This window comes from Pseudomonas sp. FSL W7-0098, assembly GCF_005930585.1.
Lineage (GTDB): Bacteria > Pseudomonadota > Gammaproteobacteria > Pseudomonadales > Pseudomonadaceae > Aquipseudomonas > Aquipseudomonas bubulae.
Map to the genome: position 1 here is coordinate 159,407 of NZ_RXHW01000005.1, position 18,962 is coordinate 178,368.

An 18,962-nucleotide genomic window follows, 5' to 3' on the forward strand; every position below is an offset into this window, starting at 1 on the left:
AACGGATGCCAACAATAACGCAGCCATTGTGAGTTGCTACAAAATTCAGTGCATTCAGGAAATCAGTTAATGAAAAAGCAACTACAGGGTTTTGCCTTGGGTACGGCTGTGCTTGGCTCATTGTTGGAAACTGCGAATGGCGCCGGTTTCATTGAGGACAGCAAGGCAACTCTCGACTTGAGAAACTTTTATTACAACAGCGACACTCGTGATACACATAAGGCTACCGTCGATGAATGGGGGCAGGCATTCGTACTCAACGTAAAGTCTGGCTTCACAACAGGAACCATTGGTCTGGGGCTGGATGTCATTGGCACCTATGCAGTCAAGCTTGATTCTTCCGGCCCTGGCGCTCTGTTTCCCCGTAAACGAAATGGCCAAGCGGTCGACGACTTCAGCCGTGGGGGCTTAACCGGAAAACTGCAGTTTGCCAAAACCGAAGCTCGTGTCGGAACGCTTCTACCGTCTTTGCCAGTGATCTCCGCCAACGATGGCCGGCTTATGCCGCAGCTCTTTGAAGGCGCCATGGTTACATCAAAGGATATTGACAACCTTAGCCTTACGGCCGGGCAGATCGAGCATGCCACCGGCCGAATGTCCAGTGATACCACCGGCCTCGCAGTCGCAGGCGGTACACGCCAGAGCAATAAATTCCGCTTTGTCGGAGGGAACTACACCCCATTCGACAACGTGTTGCTACAGTACTATTTCGCCAATCTGGAAGACTATTACAACCAAAACTTCCTCGGCGCCATGCACAGCCTGAAATTTGACAGTGGGCAGTCACTCAAAACCGATTTGCGCTGGTTCAGGACACGTGGCAATGGGGCGAACGCCATGGGTGCTCCCGGTTACAGAACTTCGGGCTTCACAAAGAACGGCGACGGGAAGATTGACAACAATACCTGGAGTTCGATGTTTACCTATGGCGTTGGCGGCCATGCTTTTAGCCTCGGCTATCAGGAGGTCTCGGACAACAGCAACTTTGTTCAACTCAACCAAGGCAGTTTGGTTGATAAGGACGCGGGCGGAACTTCGTTGTACTTGATTACCGACCGCATGACGGCAAGCTTCAATTATGCGGGTGAACGCACGGTCCTGGGCCAATACGGCTATGACTTCGCATCACTCGGCATGCCAGGCATTACCGCCAACCTCGCGTACCTCAAGGGTGATCAAATCAAGCAGATACGCGGTGCCGAAGAATGGGAGCGTGACTTTATTGTCGGTTATGTCGTGCAAAGTGGCGGGTTCAAAGGCGTTGGTGTTACGTGGCGCAACTCCAGTTTGCGCAGCGACATAGGAGGCGATGTCGACCAAAACCGGATGACGGTAAGCTATTCCCTAGCTCTTTGGTAAACATGGGTCGGCACGCTCAACTATTGACTCAAATCTATAGCGAACCAGTAATGTCTGTGGGTAGATTTATTCGTAGTCTTCAGGTGCAGTTCCACTTTGCTGACAGCGTCCTTTATGTAAGCTCAAGGTAGCAATCATCTGAAACGCTTTGCAGAGCAAAAAGAATGTTCCTGCAACAGCAAAATCCACCTTCCGACAGACATTGCTTAAATCGCTAAAAACAGCCAATAACTCGACCGCTCCATATTGACATCACCTGAAGTCGAAATTAGTGTTCGACTCAGACGGCTGCATGTCTGCAAAGTGTGTGTTGTGCTTTGTACACCTTCCAGCCCCCGCCCTACCAAATCCCAGACACAAAAAAGCCGGTTAATCCTGAGGACTAGACCGGCTGTTTTGGTGTAGCGATATGGTGGGTCGTGTGGGATTCGAACCTACGACCAATTGGTTAAAAGCCAACTGCTCTACCAACTGAGCTAACGACCCGCTTCGTTGTGGGGCGTATAATACTGATTTCTAACGAGAATTCAATACCCGCTCAGAAATAAATCGGAAATAATTCAAAAATAACGGGTTGGGTCGCTAATTCCGGCAGCTGCAAAGCCTTCTGCACGCAAACGGCAACTGTCGCATTTGCCACAGGCACGCCCTTGATTGTCAGCCTGGTAGCAGGAAACTGTCAGCGAATAGTCCACGCCCAGCTTTATACCAGCCTGTACGATTTGTGCCTTGCTCAGGTTTTGCAGAGGCGCCTTGATACTGAAGCCCTGCCCCTCTACTCCGGCCTTGGTCGCCAGGTTGGCCATGACCTCAAAGGCCTCGATAAACTCTGGACGGCAGTCCGGGTAACCCGAGTAGTCCACCGCATTGACACCGATAAAAATATCTCGCGCCTGCAGCACTTCTGCCCAACCCAGCGCCAAGGACAGGAACACGGTATTGCGTGCCGGAACATAAGTAACCGGAATGCCTTCACTCGGGGCCTCGGGCACATCTATGGAGCTGTCGGTCAATGCCGAGCCACCCATGCCGTCCAGGTTCAGGCCGATAACTTTATGCTCAACAGCCCCCAGATCCCGTGCAACACGTGCAGCAGCGTCCAGTTCAGCACGATGGCGCTGACCGTAGTCAAAGCTCATGGTGTAGCAGCTGTAGCCCTCGGCACGAGCCATGGCCACGACGGTTGCCGAGTCAAGGCCGCCAGACAGCAGGATCACGGCCCGTTTTTCAGTGACAACAGTTTGTTCAGTCATTTCAGCGCCCCGGCTCGTCATTCCACAGATATTTGTGCAGCTGCATTTGCAAACGTACTGGCAGGTTATCCGCCACGATCCAGTCGGCCAGGTCACGGGCTGACAGGTCATGGTGGCTCGGCGAAAACAGTACTTCGCCTGCACGTCGCTCCAGCCCGTATTCAATCAACTTGGACACTGCCCAGTCATAGTCTTCCCGCGAGCAGATCACAAACTTGACCTGGTCGTTGGGCGTCAACAGGGCGATGTTTTCGTAGAGGTTGCGGTGGGACTCCTTGGAGCCCGGCGTTTTCAAATCCAGCACGCGACTGACGCGCGGATCTACCGCCGAGATATCCAGCGCACCACTGGTCTCGATCGAGACTTCATAGCCCGCATCGCAGAGCTGCTTAAGTAGAGGAATGGCATTGGGCTGGGCCAGCGGCTCGCCGCCTGTCACGCACACATAACGCGGGCGAAAGCCGGCAACCTGCTCAAGAATGTCGTCCAGAGGGCGCACAGTCCCGCCACTGAAGGCATAAGCGCTGTCACAGTAACCGCAGCGCAAAGGGCAGCCAGTCAGGCGCACAAAAACGGTGGGCAGGCCAGCCGTCCGCGTTTCACCCTGCAACGAGTAAAAAACTTCGGTAATTCTCAATGTGTCTTGCATATTCGCCACGGGCGTAACAGCTAAACAGGCTGTCCGCCTCCGTCAGGCACTCCAAAAAATCTGCTCGCGCAGGATCCAGAAGAGCGTATTTCATAAAAGGGCGTGGATTCTAACGAAAAAACCCGCGACAGGCGCGGGTTTCTCGATTAAAGCCGGTTATTGCTTACATACGCTGCAAATCGCGTTGCGCCAACTGTGCAGCGGAAGTGCCTGGATACTGGGCCACAACCTGCTGCAGAATGCCTTTTACCTTATCGGTATGGCCCAGGCGACGCTCTACATCAGCAAGCTTGTAGAGCGAGTCCGGCACTTTGGCATGCTTAGGGTACAACTGGCTGACCTTGGCAAAGGCCTGGCCTGCCGCTTGCAAATCACCTTTGGCCAGGTTTACTTCTCCCAACCAGTACTGGGCGTTACCCGCGTACTGACTGTTGGGGTATTTGCGCAGAAAGGCAGTAAATGCCTGGCTGGCCTTGTCGAAGTCCTTGGCTTTGATCAGGTCGAAAGCAGCATCGTAATAGAGCTTCTCTTTCGCCGGATCGCCAGGCTCGGCACTGGCAGCGGCCTGGGAAGCAGGCGCTGCTGTATTACCGGCGGCATTAGCGCCACCAGCAGAAGAATTATCAGGGGCGGCAGCAGGAGCAATGCCAGCACCAATACGCCGATCAAGTTCCTGGTATCGCTCCAGGCTTTCTTGTTTCATGCGCGAAATGTCGTTCTGCAGAACTTCAATCACACCCTGTTGGCGTGCAATCTGTTCCTGCATTTGTTGCAGCTGGTTGAACAGCTCGCCCTGTGCCGAGACAGGGGTCGAAACCCCTCCCCCGGCATAGGCGCCGCTCGCACCATAACCCGGTGACGGATAACTCCCCCCGCTATTGTTATAGCCAGAGTTGTCATCGACCACAGGAACCGCAGCCCATGCCGATAGCGGCAGGAGGCTGAGAGTCAGAATAGTTACAGCACGGCGGCACGTTCGCATGACGAATTACTTACGCAGTTCGACGCGACGGTTTTGAGCCCACGACTGTTCGTCGTTGCCAGTAGCGATTGGACGCTCTTTACCGTAGGACACCAGCTCCAGCTGTGCTGGAGAAACGCCTTGCAGTACCAGGTAGCGTTGAACGGCTTTCGCACGACGCTCGCCCAGTGCCATGTTGTACTCACGAGTACCACGGGCGTCAGTGTTACCTTCCAGAACAACGCGAGCGCCGTTAGCTTTCAGGTCTTTGGCGTGAACGTCCAGAGCGCGCATTGCTTCTGGTTTCAGGTCCGAAGAATCGTATTCGAAGTAGAAAACAGTGATAGCGCGCAGAGCAGCTTCTTCGCTCAGGGAACCATCAACAGCGCCAGTGTTTGCGCCGTAACCAGCGTTTGGATCAACAGCAGCGCCTTCACCGGCATTGTCGCCGCCTTTGGACGAGCAACCTACAGCTACAGCCATGGCCAGTGCCAGCGCAGCAAATTTACCAAACTTCAGCATTTCCATCGTAAAACTCCTAATGAACCCCAAGTGTTATGTGCAACGTAAAGCTATCACCACGTCAGTTCAGGTAAGGGGACCAGGAAGGTTCTCTGACTTCGCCTTGAGCGGTAGGAAGAGGGAGCCTTACGCGTCCATTAATGGACACGAGCATCAAGACTCCCCGGCCCTGCTGGCGGGTGGCGTAGATTACCATGGTGCCGTTGGGCGCAACAGTAGCAGACTCATCAAGGTTGGTATCTGTGAGGATTTTCACGCTTCCACGCTGCAAATCTTGCGCCGCAACACGGAAATTGGTGAAGCCGTCCTGACGATGGATCATTACCAGGGTCTTTTCGTCAGCCGAAAGCTTAGGACTGGCGTTGTAGTTGCCGATAAAGGTCACGCGCTCTGCGTTACCGCTGCCAACGTTGGTCTTGTAGATCTGTGGTTTGCCGCCACGGTCGGAGGTGAAATAGATGGTAGAACCATCTTTACCCCAGAAAGGCTCTGTATCAATTGCAGGGTTGTTGGTAACACGAGTCAACCCTCGGGAAGCCAGATCCATCACATAGATCTCGGCATTACCGTCCTTGGACAATACGAACGCCAGTTTCGAGCCGTCCGGCGACCATGCTGGCGCACCGTTCAGACCTTCGAAATTGGTGATCTGCTCACGGCGGCCGGTATCAATGTTCTGCACGAAGATGCGAGGACGTTTCTGCTCGAACGACACATAAGCGATGCGTTTGCCATCGGGCGCAAAACGCGGCGACAGGATCGGCTCACGGGATTGCAGCAGGGTCACGGCACGAGCACCGTCGTAGTCCGAACGTTGCAGGGTGTAACGAGTGTTGGTGGCACTGGCACGCTCGGCCGTCACGTAAAGAAGACGGGTGGAGAATGCACCTTTGATACCGGTCAGCTTTTCAAACGACTGATCGGAGATGTAATGCGCCATGTCCCGCAGCTGTTCAGCCGTGCCCGACACACTGCCAGTCAGTACTGGCTGCTCGGTTGCAACGTTGAACAAGGCGTATTGCACCTGCAGGCGACCGCCTGCCGGCACGATATTGCCTACCATTACGTACTGGGCACCCAGGGCTTTCCAGTCGCGGAAAATGACTTCGCTGGCCTGGGTAGGCAAGCCGATCATGTTCTGCTTTGGAATCGGCGCGTAGTAACCCGAGTTGCGCAGGTCATTGCCGATAATTTCAGCCATGTCGTCCGGCAGCACTGTACCGCCCTGCCAACCAAAAGGGACTACGGCAATTGGCGTTGCCCGATCGCTGCCACTGGTGACCAGGATGTTCTTTTCATCTGCTACAGCCATCCCTGCCAGGCAGCAGACGACGACCAGCAGTCCTCGAAAAAGTTTAATCACAAGGCTAGATCCTCAGGTGTGAATGTCATCTTGAACGATCGATAAGGATTAAAATCGCTGGGCTTCATACCCTGCATTTCCGTTAAACGGCCAATATTCTTGACCGCTGCCACTGCGGAGCTGTCGAACGGTCCGTCACCGCTGGATTTGGCAACCGTAACAGAGGTTACCGTACCATCTGGCAACATGCCGATCTGCAGCACCACTGTCATGTTTTTGCGCGCCGATGGCGGACGGGCCCACCCTTCTGCTGCACGAGCACGAATCAAGTCATCGAAACTGCCGGCGACCTCATCCCCTTGCTCATCTGCCAGCGCCTGCTGGCGTTGCGGCGTATCGGAAAGCAAATCAGCCAAGGCTTGCGCCTTTTTCTCTTCGGTCGATTTACGAGCTGCTTCCACGGCCTTTTTCTTGGCGGCATCGGCAGCGGCCTTTTTCTTCGCATCTTCGGCGGATTTCTTTTTCGCCTCGTCTGCTACGGCCTTTTTCTTGGCGTCTTCAGCTGCTTTTTTCTTCGCATCTTCAGCCGCTTTTTTCTTGGCGTCTTCCGCGGCCTTTTTCTTGGCCTCTTCTTCCGCAGCCTTCTTGGCCTCTTCCTCGGATTTTTTCTTGGCTATGTCAGCCAGTTTTTTCTCTTCGGCTTTTTTGGCTTCAGTGGCCTTTTTGGCATCATCGGCTTTCTTGGCTTCATCAGCCTTCTTCGCCTCGTCTGCCTTTTTGGCCTCGCTCGCTTTGGCTTCGTCAGCCTTCTTGGCTTCTGCAGCTTTTTCGGCAGCCTCTTCTTTCTTTTGTTCCGCAGCTTTTACAGCTTCCTGCTCAACCTTCTTTTGTTCCATCTGCTCGACTTCGGTCTGGCGCGCGGCGGATTTCTTCGCCTCACCCGCAATCTTTTGATTGGTCTGGGTGGTCGCCTGACTTTTGGACTTGAGCTGGTACAAGGTCGCCTGAACAATCGGTTTGGAAGGCGGCAGTTCCGGAGTCATGGCAAAGCTGACAAACAGCAGGCCAAAAATCAGGACGTGCAACCCTACCGCCCAGACTGCAGGCCAAAAATAGTTTTCAGAGGCGGACGGCTCCCGCTGTTCGCGCATCAGGGAGCCTCGGTTATCAAGCCAACGTTACCGACCCCGGCCTTCTGCAGACCACCCATAGCCCCCATTACCGCCCCGTAATCCACGGTCTTGTCACCGCGAATAAACACCTGGGTGTGCTTGCCGCCTTCATTGCCTGCGCGGATGATCTTGGTCACGGCGTCAGTCATCTGGGGCAAGGTCATTGCCTTGTCCATCTGCTTGTCGGTGTCGACTTCGCTGCCAAGGTTCCAGAAATAGGTCTTGTCAGCCTTGATCGAAATGGTCAGAACCTGGGTATTGTTGTCTTGCGGCAAAGCCTCGCTGGAGACCTTGGGCAAATCAACCTTCACACCCTGGTTGAGCATCGGTGCGGTCACCATGAAAATGACCAGCAGCACCAGCATCACGTCGATGTAAGGCACTACGTTCATCTCGGCGACCGGCTTGCGCTTTTTACGCGCTCGAGCGATTAAAGCCATTGGAAATTACCTGCTTATTCTTCGCTGGTGTGCACTTTGCGGTGCAGGATCGCCTGGAATTCATCGGCGAAGGTGTAGTAGCGGCCGATCAGCGTTTCGCTACGGGCAGCAAAACGGTTGTAAGCAATAACTGCCGGGATGGCCGCGAACAAGCCGATGGCCGTTGCGATCAGTGCTTCGGCAATGCCTGGCGCTACAGTCGCCAGTGTTGCCTGCTGGGCAGTGGCCAGGCCACGGAAGGAGTTCATGATGCCCCATACGGTACCGAACAGGCCGATATACGGGCTTACGGAACCAACGGTGGCCAGGAACGGCAAGCTTTGTTCAAGCTTTTCTTCTTCACGGGAGATGGCCACGCGCATGGCACGCGCCACACCTTCCATAACCGCTTCAGGATCAACGCCCGGCTGCTGACGCAGACGCGAGAACTCTTTGAAACCGGCACGAAAGATTTGTTCCACGCCCGAGTCCGGATCCGGATTGCTACCTGCCTGACGATACAGTTTCGACAGGTCGATACCCGACCAAAAACGCTCTTCAAAGCTTTCAAGGGCACGTCGACCGGCGCGCAACATGGTGCTGCGCTGAAAAATCATGACCCACGAGGTAACCGATGCGGCCAGCAGGGTCAACATTACCAACTGCACAACAATGCTGGCATTGCTGACCAAGCTCCACATGGAGGAATGGTCGACGACGTTAGCTTCCACGCTTTATCTCCTGCTCTAAATGTTTACCCGCGCCGCTCACGTCGGCAAAGGCCGTACGTAGAGCTTCGGGAATGGCTCGGGGTTTAAAACTATCGGCGCGCACACAGGCCACCAAAAACTGCCCTTCACAGAGCAGCGTTGCATCTGCAGCCCGCCAGACCTGCTGCTTGAAACGCAGGCTGGCACGGTTGAGTTCCATCACTTGCGCACTTACCAACAGTTCGTCGTCCAGTCGCGCCGGTGCGTGGTAGCGCGCCTCGCTGGAATGCACGACAAATAACAGGTTCTCGCCTGCCAGCGCGGACTGGGCAAACCCCAATTCCCGCAGCCTTTCGGTTCGAGCCCGCTCCATAAACTTTAGATAATTTACGTAATACACGACGCCACCCGCATCGGTGTCCTCGTAATAAACGCGACAGCGATGTGCGAACGGCTCAAGCCTGTTTTGCGCGCGCATACTCTAGTGCTTACTCCTCAGGTTGCCAATCCGCCAAACCACTGTTTTTTACGCTTCTTGGCCTTTATGACCGAAGATTTTCAGCGCCAGTCCTTGAGACAGCAAAAACCTTAAAAAAATCGACCGCTAACGGCTTATTAATCATCCAAAGCATTCAGAAATTCGTCTACCACAGGCATATCGCCTAATCGTGACGGAATGTTTAAACCAAAGTGCAAATACGCATGCCGGGTCACAACGCGACCACGCGGCGTACGCATGATGTACCCCTGCTGAATCAGATACGGCTCCAGCACGTCTTCAATCGTATGACGCTCTTCGCTGATTGCTGCGGCAAGGCTATCGACTCCCACAGGCCCGCCATCGAACTTCTCGATCATGGTCAGCAGCAATCGCCGGTCCTGATGATCAAAACCATGCTCATCTACGTCCAGCAGGTTCAACGCCAGGTCAGCGACCGGCTTGGTGATATGCCCCTTGGCACGCACCTCGGCAAAATCCCGCACACGACGCAGCAAACGGTTGGCGATACGCGGTGTCCCGCGAGCCCGCCGGGCAATTTCATACGCACCTTCAGGGTCGAGCGGCAAACCGAAGATACCCGCCGAGCGACTGACAATCGTCGCCAGGTCGTCAGTACTATAGAACTCCAGTCGCTGAACAATCCCGAAACGATCACGCAACGGGTTGGTCAGCATCCCGGCGCGCGTGGTCGCCCCCACCAGGGTAAAAGGCGGCAGATCGAGTTTGATGGAACGCGCAGCCGGCCCTTCGCCAATCATGATATCGAGCTGGAAGTCCTCCATGGCCGGGTAAAGCACTTCCTCGACAATGGGTGAAAGGCGATGGATTTCATCGATAAAGAGCACATCATGGGGCTCAAGGTTGGTCAGCAGCGCAGCCAGATCACCCGGGCGCTCCAGAACAGGCCCGGAAGTGCTCTTGATCGATACGCCCATTTCCTGGGCGATGATGTTGGCCAGCGTCGTCTTGCCCAGCCCGGGCGGCCCAAAGATCAATGTGTGATCCAGCGATTCGGCACGCCCGCGCGCAGCCTGGATAAACAGCTCCATCTGCTCGCGAACGGTGGGCTGGCCAATATAGTCGGCCAGGCTCAGAGGCCGAATCGCCCGATCCTGAACTTCTTCCCGGTCCCGCCCGCTTGAGGCTGTAATCAGTCGATCAGCTTCAATCACTTAAATCATCCCCTTGAGGGCTCGGCGAATCATGTCTTCACTGCTCAACGTTTTATCCTTGATCGCAGAAACCGCCTTGCTCGCTTCCTGAGGCTTATAGCCCAGGGAGATCAAGGCACTCACCGCATCACTTTCAGCGCTGGCGACCGGCACCGGAGCATCCGGCTGATTAGGGACCAGGGCGAACATGCTGGGTACTTGCTCCCACGCCTTGAAACGATCCTTCAACTCTACCAGCAGTCGTTCCGCGGTCTTTTTGCCCACCCCCGGAACCTTGGTCAAGGCCGATGTGTCCTGAGCCTGCACACAGCGCACAAGCTCGTCGACTTCCAGGCTGGACATCAACGCCAGCGCCAGCTTGGGGCCGACGCCGTTGAGCCGGATCAGCTCACGAAAAAAGTCACGCTCGCGCTTGCCTATGAAACCATAGAGCAACTGGGCGTCTTCGCGAACCACAAGATGGGTATGCAGGGTCAGTGGCTCGCCGACAGACGGTAATCGATAAAGCGTGGTCATCGGTACTTCCAGCTCATAACCCAAGCCGTTTACATCGAGAATCAGGTGCGGCGGCTGTTTTTCAGCCAGAGTGCCGCGCAAGCGTCCAATCACGTTTCAGATCCTTTCACTGGCCAGATCAATGGCTGACAAATACAAAGACAGAGCCGCATCATTACAGATGAAGCCCTGCCAGGAAGCCCAATCCAGTTAAAAATTGCGTTTCACAGCCGCAAACGCCCGCCACGGCTACGGGCCGCACCCAGCCCGTGGGGCAGCAAGCTGGAGCGAGTGTGGGCATGGCACAAGGCAATCGCAAGGGCATCCGACGCATCGATTTGCGGCTTGCTGGTCAGCTTGAGCAGGTGCATGACCATCATCATCACCTGTTCTTTATTGGCGCCACCTGTACCCGCCACCGCCTGCTTGACCTGGGTTGCCGAATACTCGGCGATCTCCAGGTTTTCTTCGGCTCCCGCAACAATGGCCGCGCCCCTGGCCTGCCCCAGCTTGAGAGCCGAATCGGCATTGCGGGCCATAAACACCTTTTCGATGCCCATGGTGACAGGACCGTACGTCTGAATAACCTCACGCACCCCACGATAGACGATCTGCAACCGCTCATGCAGTTCGCCGCTCCCCGTACGAATACATCCCGAAGCCACGTACACACAGCCACGCCCAGTGTCTCGCACGACGCCATAACCGGTGATTCGCGAACCCGGATCGATACCAAGAATAAGAGTCATAACGCCTACAGCTTATGAAGTGATGCCCACCGGCACATACCCGGACAGCTTAAAGGCAGAAGCCGGAGGTGCCCAGCGCCGCGATTGTCGCGACGGAGCACCTCCGGCCTCTTGATTGACGCAATCGCTCAGGCAAGCTGTTCCAGGACGGCGTCAGGGATTTCAGCATTGGAGTAGACGTTTTGGACGTCATCCAGGTCTTCAAGCATGTCGATCAACTTGAGAACCTTTTCTGCGCCCTCCAGATCAAGCTCGGCACTGGTGGTCGGCAACATGACGATTTCAGCATCCGTCGGCTTGAACCCTGCCGCTTCCAGGGCGTTACGCACGGCATAGAAGCTGGAGAACGACGTGAACACATCGATGGAGCCATCTTCGTTGGTCACCACGTCGTCGGCATCGGCCTCCATCGCGGCTTCCATCAAGGCATCCTCATCAACGCCGGCTGCATAGGAGATCTGGCCCTTGCGCTCGAACAGATAGGCAACAGAACCGTCAGTACCCAGGTTGCCGCCACACTTGCTGAACGCATGGCGTACAGCCGCAGCAGTACGGTTACGGTTGTCGGTCATGCACTCGACCATTACGGCTACGCCACCCGGGCCATAGCCTTCGTAGCTCAATTCGACCATGTCATCGGTATCAGCCGCACCGGCACCACGGGCCACGGCGCGATCAATAATATCGCGACTCATGTTCGCCCCAAGGGCCTTGTCCAGCGCCAGACGCAGGCGCGGATTGGAACTCGGATCGCCGCCACCTTGACGGGCAGCAACGGTCAGTTCACGGATCCACTTGGTGAAAATCTTGCCTTTTTTGGCATCCTGACGCTCTTTGCGGTGCTTGATGTTCGCCCACTTAGAATGACCTGCCATAACGCACTCCGAATCCCTTTAAAAACCTTGCCAGGCCAAGGCCTGACAATAAAAATTCTCGACCCCAAATGCAAAGGCGCACCCGAAGATGCGCCTTTGAAGGTCAGACTTACTCTGCCTTGGCTTGTTCGCGCAAACGAATATGCAGCTCGCGCAACGCTTTGGCGTCAACCACGCCAGGTGCTTGTGTCATGACACAGGCAGCACTCTGGGTTTTCGGGAAGGCAATCACTTCACGAATCGATTGTGCACCGGTCATCAGCATGACCAGACGATCCAGACCGAAGGCCAGGCCACCATGGGGCGGCGCGCCGTACTTCAGGGCGTCCAGCAGGAAGCCGAATTTCTCTTCCTGCTCGGCTTCTTCGATACCCAGCAGGCGGAATACCGCTTGCTGCATTTCCTTGCGATGGATACGGATCGAACCGCCACCCAGCTCGGTACCGTTCAAGACCATATCGTAGGCACGGGAGATCGCGGTTGCCGGGTTGGCTTCCAGCTCTTCAGGCGAGCACTTCGGTGCAGTGAACGGGTGGTGCAAGGCGCTGAAGCTGCCGTCGTCGTTCTCTTCGAACATCGGGAAGTCGACTACCCACATAGGGGCCCACTCGCAGGTCAGCAGGTTCAGGTCGTTACCCACCTTGATACGCAGCGCGCCCAGGGCCTCGCTGACGATCTTGGCCTTGTCGGCACCGAAGAACACGATATCGCCATCGACGGCACCGACGCGATCCAGGATCACGTTCAGGTTGGCCTCAGGGATGTTTTTAACGATCGGCGACTGCAGACCTTCCACGCCTTTGGCGCGCTCGTTGACCTTGATGTACGCCAGGCCTTTGGCACCGTAGATGCCGACAAACTTGGTGTAGTCGTCGATCTGCTTGCGCGGCATGCTTGCAGCACCCGGAACCCGCAGGGCCGCAATACGGCATTTAGGGTCGTTGGCCGGGCCGCTGAACACCTTGAAATCCACGTCTTTGAGCTGATCGGCAACGTCAACAAGTTCCAGCGGGTTACGCAGATCGGGCTTGTCGGAGCCGTAGCGGCGCATGGCCTCTTCGAAGGTCATGTGCGGGAATTCGCCGAATTCCAGATCCAGCACTTCCTTGAACAGGTTGCGGATCATGCCTTCGGTAAGGCCCATGATGTCTTTTTCATCGAGGAAGCTGGTTTCGATGTCGATCTGAGTGAACTCAGGCTGACGGTCGGCACGCAGGTCTTCGTCGCGGAAGCACTTGGCGATCTGGTAGTAGCGGTCAAAACCGGCAACCATCAGCAACTGCTTGAACAGTTGCGGCGATTGCGGCAAAGCAAAGAACGAACCGGCGTGAGTACGGCTAGGCACCAGATAGTCACGGGCGCCTTCCGGGGTGGCACGGGTCAGGATCGGTGTTTCAACGTCCAGGAAGCCGTTTTCGTCCAGGTAACGACGAATGCTGGTGGTCATGCGCGAACGCAGGCGCAGCTTCTCGAGCATTTCCGGGCGACGCAAGTCGATAAAGCGGTAGCGCAAACGGGTTTCTTCGCCGACATCCGAGAATTCGTTAAGCGGGAATGGCGGGGTTTCTGCTTCGTTCAGCACTTCCAGCTCATAGCCCAGCACTTCGATCATGCCCGACGCCATGTTGGTATTGCCTGCACCGGCAGGACGCAGACGTACCTTGCCGGTGATCTTGACAACATACTCGCTGCGCACACGGTCGGCAGCGGCGAAGGTCTCAGCGCGATCCGGGTCGAAAACCACCTGGGCCAGACCATCACGATCACGGATATCGAGGAAAATCACCCCACCGTGGTCACGGCGACGGTGAACCCATCCGCAAAGGGTAATTTCCTGGCCGTCCAGGCTTTCGTTCAGTTGGCCGCAATAATGGCTGCGCATCATGGTAGTGGTTTCACTTCTCGTAATTCGAAATTCGGTGGAGGTCTTGCGCACCGTCGGTGCTGGTAACCTTGCAAGAGCCCGCTTGTGTTCTGACTGCTTTCGCTAGACCTCAGTCGGATTTATCGCCGCCTGCCAGATTCTTTTTCGAGCCTGTCTTGAAGTCTGTTTCATACCAGCCTGTACCGCTAAGGCGGAAACCCGGCATGGACAGCATTTTCTTCAGCTCGGGGGCCTGACAGGCTGGACAATCAACCAGCGGTGCAGCGCTGATCTTTTGAATGGCTTCCAGCTGATGACCACAGGAAGCGCACTGGTAATCGTACATGGGCATTGGCGTGTCTCGACAATCCGTTAGCGGCAACCCTTAAGCAGGGCCGCACAGCAAAGAGCGAGATTATATCTGGTAAATCGAGCCATTGCAGCCGCATGAACAGCCAGAAGCGCCTAAATGCATCATAAATAGTGGGCGATTACAAGCCGTCGAGCATGCACCTCCAGCCGGCTGCGGCCTTCAACCCGCAAACACCTGCTGCTGTTTTACCTCCTGAAGGCCGCGACCCATTTTCAACAAATGCATGACGCAGACGACCCGAATGAACCCACTGAAGTTCTTCACCCCGCCATGGCGCAAGTGAACCTCCAGGTCGATATAGGACAGCAGCGTATTTATTGAACACTTGTTGATACGTGATATATCGGACAACACCTCCCAATACACTTCCTCAAGCCGCAAACAGGTGGCAAAGCCATTCAACCGTACTGAACGTGATAATGGCCGGGCCAGCGTGATGCCAAAGTCCAGAATGGCAGGGTCAATCCTGACCCTCTGCATTGATCTGCACCCGGCATTTTCTTGCCGCATCAATCGCCCCATCGCAAAAGCACTCCATTGCGCATCATTGGATTTGATTACTCTTTTTTCAAAGAACTTGCCTCATAAAACGACATGTAAAAATTCTTATCCAGCGGATCAAACCCGCAAATCTGTAGGAGCGCTCTCGCTACGTGCGGCGAATATGGTCATGGACGGAGCAGGCAGCACCCCCATCAGATCACACCACCCCCCAACCCCCAGACCAGAGGCCTACATGCGTCTAAGACAAGGCTTTCGTAATAAGCTGATTTTGCCTAGGCCTCATCGAACAGTCTCACTCACAGATAGACCCATACGCTTAATTTGAGTAGACCCAAGCTTTGCTGTTAAATAGGCAGCGTGTTGCCCAATTTTCGCCTCCGGCGAGGGCGCATAGGCTGATGAACTCACGTATCCAGCGCCTCCATTTTTTCTGAAGCGAACCGTGCGCAATCAGCTCTTCCTTGCGATCTATCTTAATGTGAGTCATTGAAATGTTGAAAATCGTCCACCTGATAACGGGTGCAGCGGCTTTGCTGCTGTCCTTTATTCCCAGCCTGCAATCTGAAGCTTTACCTTACCTACAACATCCTGATGCCCTTTACCTGGCGTTTTTTGGCCTGCTGAACCTGACACTGGCCCCAGTCATTCCATTCTGGAATAAAGGCCCGCGCCATCAACTGCAGAATCTGGTCAGTGCGCTGCTGGTACTGTCCGTTGTCCTGCAGACCCTGACCCTGTTCGGCCTGCTGCTGCCGATTGGTGATCAGCCCGCTGTTCTCCTGGGCCTGACACCTGCTGTTATTGCCGTACTGCTTCATCTTGCTGTCAGCTTCTATAAATCGTCACCTTCGTCGTCCTCGCAAAGCTATGACATGACCAACCGCGATACAGGGACTGTCAAATGGTTCAACACCTCAAAGGGTTTCGGCTTTATCTCCCGAGATTCCGGTGATGATATTTTTGTACACTTCCGCGCCATTCGTGGCGAGGGCCATCGTGTTTTGGTGGAAGGGCAACGTGTCGAGTTCTCGGTCATGAACCGCGACAAGGGCCTGCAGGCCGAAGACGTGATCGCAGCATTGCCGCGCCGCTGATTCAAGCCTGAAAAAAAACCGCGATCAGCCAGGCTGAATCGCGGTTTTTTTATGCCTGCACAAAACAATCAATAGTGCGGTGGCGGAGCCTCTTCTTCAAACGACTCGAACTGCCCGCCCATTTCCTCCTGGCGCTTGAGCAAGGCGGCCATCTGCATCTGCAGACGATCCACGGTGTTCTGCTGGGCCACCAGTACATCATTCAATGCCTGAATGGTGTCATCCTGAAAAGCCACGCGGCTTTCAAGGTCCATCACTCGCGCTTCAAGCGTCACGATCAACCCTCCGAAATAGTAAAACTTGCATCAAGAGCCGATGCCAGCCTGTCCCGGACAGCACGCACCTCTGCCGGCGCATAGGGTTTTGCAGGATGCTTGCCCCAGACAGGCCCTGGCCATGCCACATCAGCCCGGTAACGAACAATCACATGCATGTGCAACTGACTGACGACATTACCCAGGGTGGCAACATTGATTTTATCCGCACCGTACGACTCTTTCAGCACCCGCGCCAAAGCCGTGGTCTCAGCCCACATCCGCTGTTGGTCGGCGTCATCCAATTGAAACAGTTCAGTTATACCCTCGCGTCGCGGCACCAGGATAAACCAGGGGTAATTCGAATCATTGGAAAGCAGCAAGCGGCACAAGGGGAAGTCCCCTATCAGCCAGGTATCCTCTTGAAGACGTGTATCCAAAGCGAACACTGGGAGCTCTCCTGTTTGACCGTTCATTTCAGCACAACCCGGCACCCGGTGACATTCACCGCAGGCCAGACGACAGGAATCAAGGATACCCTTGATTGCGACTGGCATCACGCCTCCAGCCCTGCACGCACCGCAAATGCGACGCTGCACGCCCAAGCAACAGTGCTCGAACACTTATGCACCAAAACTGCACAAAGCGCATGTTTCAAGCGCGCCAAAACGTCACCTGCCACCCCAGCGGGTGTTAACCGGTAACGCTTAAGGCGTAAATCCGGGACAGGCACCACTCCTTGCAACAAAAAATAACACCCTGAAGGCATCTTTATCGCCGTTTGACCCAAGCACGATCAGGCCTCATAGCTCAAAAACGCAGAATATTATTTATTTTTCATCCAGGCAGGAATTTGAGCACGCTTGTTGCATAGATCATTGACACAGTCGCCAGGCCTGAGCAGGAGCACAGCAACCTGACGATAAATAACAATAGCTAAACAGTAGGAATTTTGAGTTTTCATTGTAGGCAACATGAAATCAATCATATGCCCAACACTGGAAACAGTACTGAATAGATGCTCAAACAAGGCTCTAAGCGGCGCGCTTGCGACATGTGGGGTGCCATTTGCGACATGGCTGTAAAGAAGCTGAAAGGTTATGAGAGCAAGTATCGCCAATATTGCCGGCGTGATATAAGTTTGCGCCGACACAAAAAGAAAGAGCCGCCCAGATAATAATTCAGGTGGGACGGCAGTACTCTTCCTAAAAACCAAAGGAGCAAATCACGATGCGCGTGATGAAGTGGAGCATGATCGCCCTGGCTGTTTCAGCCGGCACTACTCAGTTCGCAATGGCTTCGTCCCAGGACGACGCAAAAGGTTTCGTTGAAGACAGCACGCTGACTTCCAAAACCCGCATGCTGTACATGAACCGCGACTTCCGTAACGGTGCTGGCAACAAGCAGCAGGCCGATGGTTCGTTCAAAAGCGGCTACCGTGAAGATTGGGGCCTGAGCGAGCTGCTTAACTACCAGTCCGGCTTCACCCAAGGCACCATTGGTGTCGGTGTTGATGCTTTCGCCATGGGTACTGCACGCCTGGATGGCGGTGCCGGTCGCCAGGGCAACGGCCTGTTCGCCAGCAAAAGCGATGGCTCCCCTGAAGATACCCAAGGGAAAATCGGCGGCGCGGTCAAATTCCGCCTGTCCGACACCGAGCTGAAATACGGCAACCAGTTCGTCGCCAGCCCGGTTTTCTCCACTGACGACAGCCGCCTGCTGCCTGAGGTTGCTACCGGCACCCTGATCACCAGCAAGGAAATCAAAGGCCTGGAGCTGACCGCAGGTCGCTTCACCGCACTGAGCTCCCAGACTGGCATGGCCCGTGACAGCATCAACGGCAAAGGCGAGCCAGGCCTGACCGCCGCCAATATTGCCGGCGCAACCTACCAGTTCACTGACAACTTCGTCGGCGGCATTGCCGCATCCGATGTTGATGACTACTTCAAGAAGCAGTACATCAACCTGAACTACACCCTGCCAATCGCAGAGTCTCAAGCCCTGAACTTCGACTTCAACGGCTACAGAACCTCGAGCCAGGGTCAGGAACGCGCCGGCGACGTTGACAACAAAATCTGGAGCCTGGCAGCCGCCTATAGCCTGGGCGCCCACAAGTTCACCATCGCTCACCAGCGCTCCACCGGTGACAGCGCTTACTACTACCGCGTAGATGGCGGCGGTACTATTTTCCTCGCCAACTCCGTGCAATATTCCGACTTCAACCAGCGTGACGAACGCTCCTGGCAGGGTCGCTACGACCTGAACATGGCCAGCTACGGCGTGCCAGGCCTGAGCTTCATGGCTCGCTACGTGAAAGGTGACAACATCTCCACCAGCACGGGCGAAGGCAAAGAGCACGAGTTCGACTTCGAGACCAAATACGTATTGCAGGAAGGCCCGGCCAAAGACCTGTCCTTGCGTCTGCGTAGCGCGGTTTACCGCACCAACGGCAACAACAGCGTGAACGGCACAGACAACAACGACGTACGTATCATTGCCGAGTACCCACTGAACATCTTGTAACCGAGGCCTAAGGGCTCTAGTTGCAAACACACTGTTTAGTGAAAGCCACGCACCTGTCTCAGGGCGTGGCTTTTTATTGGCCGACATAAAACCAAGTTATATAGCAAGCTAACTAACAGAGCCGAATGCAACTAATTATCAGTTATACATATATGTCCGATCATGCATTCGCAGCGGCGACCACAAGCGACAAAAACAATTAAAGGGGC

Annotated in this window: 21 protein-coding genes and 1 tRNA gene; 3 read left to right on the forward strand and 19 right to left on the reverse strand. The window is 55.1% G+C overall.

Annotated elements, in window-relative coordinates:
• The first annotated feature begins 69 nt into the window (after nt 1-69).
• The gene (locus FHL07_RS11070) at nt 70-1,359 is read left to right on the forward strand and encodes an OprD family outer membrane porin (protein ID WP_138738472.1); all 1,290 of its coding nucleotides are present in this window, start codon (nt 70-72) and stop codon (nt 1,357-1,359) included.
• Between the two features lie 410 nt (nt 1,360-1,769).
• On the opposite strand, the gene FHL07_RS11075 is transcribed toward FHL07_RS11070, so the two are convergent.
• The 17 genes from FHL07_RS11075 to FHL07_RS11155 all read right to left on the reverse strand — a co-directional run bounded on the left by FHL07_RS11075 (nt 1,770) and on the right by FHL07_RS11155 (nt 14,900).
• Nucleotides 1,770-1,845 (reverse strand) — tRNA-Lys (locus tag FHL07_RS11075).
• Between the two features lie 74 nt (nt 1,846-1,919).
• Nucleotides 1,920-2,612 (reverse strand): 7-cyano-7-deazaguanine synthase QueC, encoded by a 693-nt coding sequence (gene queC, locus FHL07_RS11080; RefSeq protein ID WP_095001772.1) that lies wholly within the window; start codon nt 2,610-2,612, stop codon nt 1,920-1,922.
• 1 nt (nt 2,613) lies between these two features.
• Nucleotides 2,614-3,261, reverse strand: coding sequence for a 7-carboxy-7-deazaguanine synthase QueE (gene queE, locus FHL07_RS11085; RefSeq protein WP_095001773.1), 648 nt, complete (start codon nt 3,259-3,261; stop codon nt 2,614-2,616).
• 163 nt (nt 3,262-3,424) lie between these two features.
• Entirely contained in the window at nt 3,425-4,243 is an 819-nt protein-coding gene (gene ybgF, locus FHL07_RS11090; protein WP_095001774.1) for a tol-pal system protein YbgF, read from the reverse strand.
• Between the two features lie 6 nt (nt 4,244-4,249).
• Complete coding sequence (gene pal, locus FHL07_RS11095; RefSeq protein ID WP_003441254.1) at nt 4,250-4,750, reverse strand: peptidoglycan-associated lipoprotein Pal; 501 nt, start codon at nt 4,748-4,750, stop codon at nt 4,250-4,252.
• Nucleotides 4,751-4,805: 55 nt separating this feature from the next.
• The gene (tolB, locus tag FHL07_RS11100) at nt 4,806-6,056 is read right to left on the reverse strand and encodes a Tol-Pal system beta propeller repeat protein TolB (protein WP_016782234.1); all 1,251 of its coding nucleotides are present in this window, start codon (nt 6,054-6,056) and stop codon (nt 4,806-4,808) included.
• A gap of 47 nt (nt 6,057-6,103) precedes the next feature.
• Complete coding sequence (gene tolA, locus FHL07_RS11105; RefSeq protein ID WP_095001775.1) at nt 6,104-7,198, reverse strand: cell envelope integrity protein TolA; 1,095 nt, start codon at nt 7,196-7,198, stop codon at nt 6,104-6,106.
• Nucleotides 7,198-7,650: a protein TolR gene (tolR, locus tag FHL07_RS11110; RefSeq protein WP_162200692.1), complete on the reverse strand. Its 453-nt coding sequence runs from the start codon at nt 7,648-7,650 to the stop codon at nt 7,198-7,200. Before tolR ends, tolA begins: the two co-directional genes overlap by 1 nt.
• A 23-nt stretch (nt 7,651-7,673) precedes the next feature.
• Nucleotides 7,674-8,369: a protein TolQ gene (tolQ, locus tag FHL07_RS11115; protein WP_048363571.1), complete on the reverse strand. Its 696-nt coding sequence runs from the start codon at nt 8,367-8,369 to the stop codon at nt 7,674-7,676.
• Nucleotides 8,359-8,826 carry a tol-pal system-associated acyl-CoA thioesterase gene (gene ybgC / locus FHL07_RS11120; RefSeq protein WP_016782230.1) on the reverse strand — a complete coding sequence of 156 codons (468 nt, stop codon included), beginning with the start codon at nt 8,824-8,826 and terminating at the stop codon, nt 8,359-8,361. Before ybgC ends, tolQ begins: the two co-directional genes overlap by 11 nt.
• Nucleotides 8,827-8,963: 137 nt before the next feature.
• On the reverse strand, nt 8,964-10,022 hold the full coding sequence (ruvB, locus tag FHL07_RS11125) for a Holliday junction branch migration DNA helicase RuvB (protein WP_095001776.1): 1,059 nt from the start codon (nt 10,020-10,022) through the stop codon (nt 8,964-8,966).
• The gene (gene ruvA / locus FHL07_RS11130; RefSeq protein ID WP_095001777.1) at nt 10,023-10,631 is read right to left on the reverse strand and encodes a Holliday junction branch migration protein RuvA; all 609 of its coding nucleotides are present in this window, start codon (nt 10,629-10,631) and stop codon (nt 10,023-10,025) included. It abuts the gene before it with no gap.
• A gap of 110 nt (nt 10,632-10,741) precedes the next feature.
• Nucleotides 10,742-11,266, reverse strand: coding sequence for a crossover junction endodeoxyribonuclease RuvC (ruvC, locus tag FHL07_RS11135; RefSeq protein WP_029611572.1), 525 nt, complete (start codon nt 11,264-11,266; stop codon nt 10,742-10,744).
• 128 nt (nt 11,267-11,394) lie between these two features.
• Nucleotides 11,395-12,141 carry a YebC/PmpR family DNA-binding transcriptional regulator gene (locus FHL07_RS11140; RefSeq protein ID WP_016782226.1) on the reverse strand — a complete coding sequence of 249 codons (747 nt, stop codon included), beginning with the start codon at nt 12,139-12,141 and terminating at the stop codon, nt 11,395-11,397.
• 109 nt (nt 12,142-12,250) lie between these two features.
• Nucleotides 12,251-14,026 carry an aspartate--tRNA ligase gene (aspS, locus tag FHL07_RS11145; protein ID WP_016782225.1) on the reverse strand — a complete coding sequence of 592 codons (1,776 nt, stop codon included), beginning with the start codon at nt 14,024-14,026 and terminating at the stop codon, nt 12,251-12,253.
• A gap of 109 nt (nt 14,027-14,135) precedes the next feature.
• Nucleotides 14,136-14,357 (reverse strand): FmdB family zinc ribbon protein, encoded by a 222-nt coding sequence (locus tag FHL07_RS11150; RefSeq protein WP_029611571.1) that lies wholly within the window; start codon nt 14,355-14,357, stop codon nt 14,136-14,138.
• 180 nt (nt 14,358-14,537) lie between these two features.
• Complete coding sequence (locus FHL07_RS11155; protein ID WP_095001778.1) at nt 14,538-14,900, reverse strand: ribbon-helix-helix domain-containing protein; 363 nt, start codon at nt 14,898-14,900, stop codon at nt 14,538-14,540.
• A 473-nt stretch (nt 14,901-15,373) separates the two neighbouring features.
• Here FHL07_RS11155 and FHL07_RS23920 point away from each other — a divergent pair, with 473 nt between their 5' ends.
• Complete coding sequence (locus FHL07_RS23920; protein WP_095001779.1) at nt 15,374-15,976, forward strand: cold-shock protein; 603 nt, start codon at nt 15,374-15,376, stop codon at nt 15,974-15,976.
• Nucleotides 15,977-16,044: 68 nt separating this feature from the next.
• On the opposite strand, the gene FHL07_RS11165 is transcribed toward FHL07_RS23920, so the two are convergent.
• A complete protein-coding gene (locus tag FHL07_RS11165) occupies nt 16,045-16,251 on the reverse strand; it encodes a SlyX family protein (protein ID WP_095019267.1) in 207 nt (68 codons plus the stop codon).
• A gap of 2 nt (nt 16,252-16,253) precedes the next feature.
• Entirely contained in the window at nt 16,254-16,679 is a 426-nt protein-coding gene (locus FHL07_RS11170; RefSeq protein ID WP_095001781.1) for an HIT family protein, read from the reverse strand.
• A gap of 781 nt (nt 16,680-17,460) precedes the next feature.
• On the opposite strand from FHL07_RS11170, the gene FHL07_RS11175 reads away from it, so the two are divergent.
• Nucleotides 17,461-18,753, forward strand: a complete 1,293-nt coding sequence (locus FHL07_RS11175; protein ID WP_095032232.1) for an OprD family porin — start codon at nt 17,461-17,463, stop codon at nt 18,751-18,753.
• Nucleotides 18,754-18,962 lie beyond the last annotated feature (209 nt).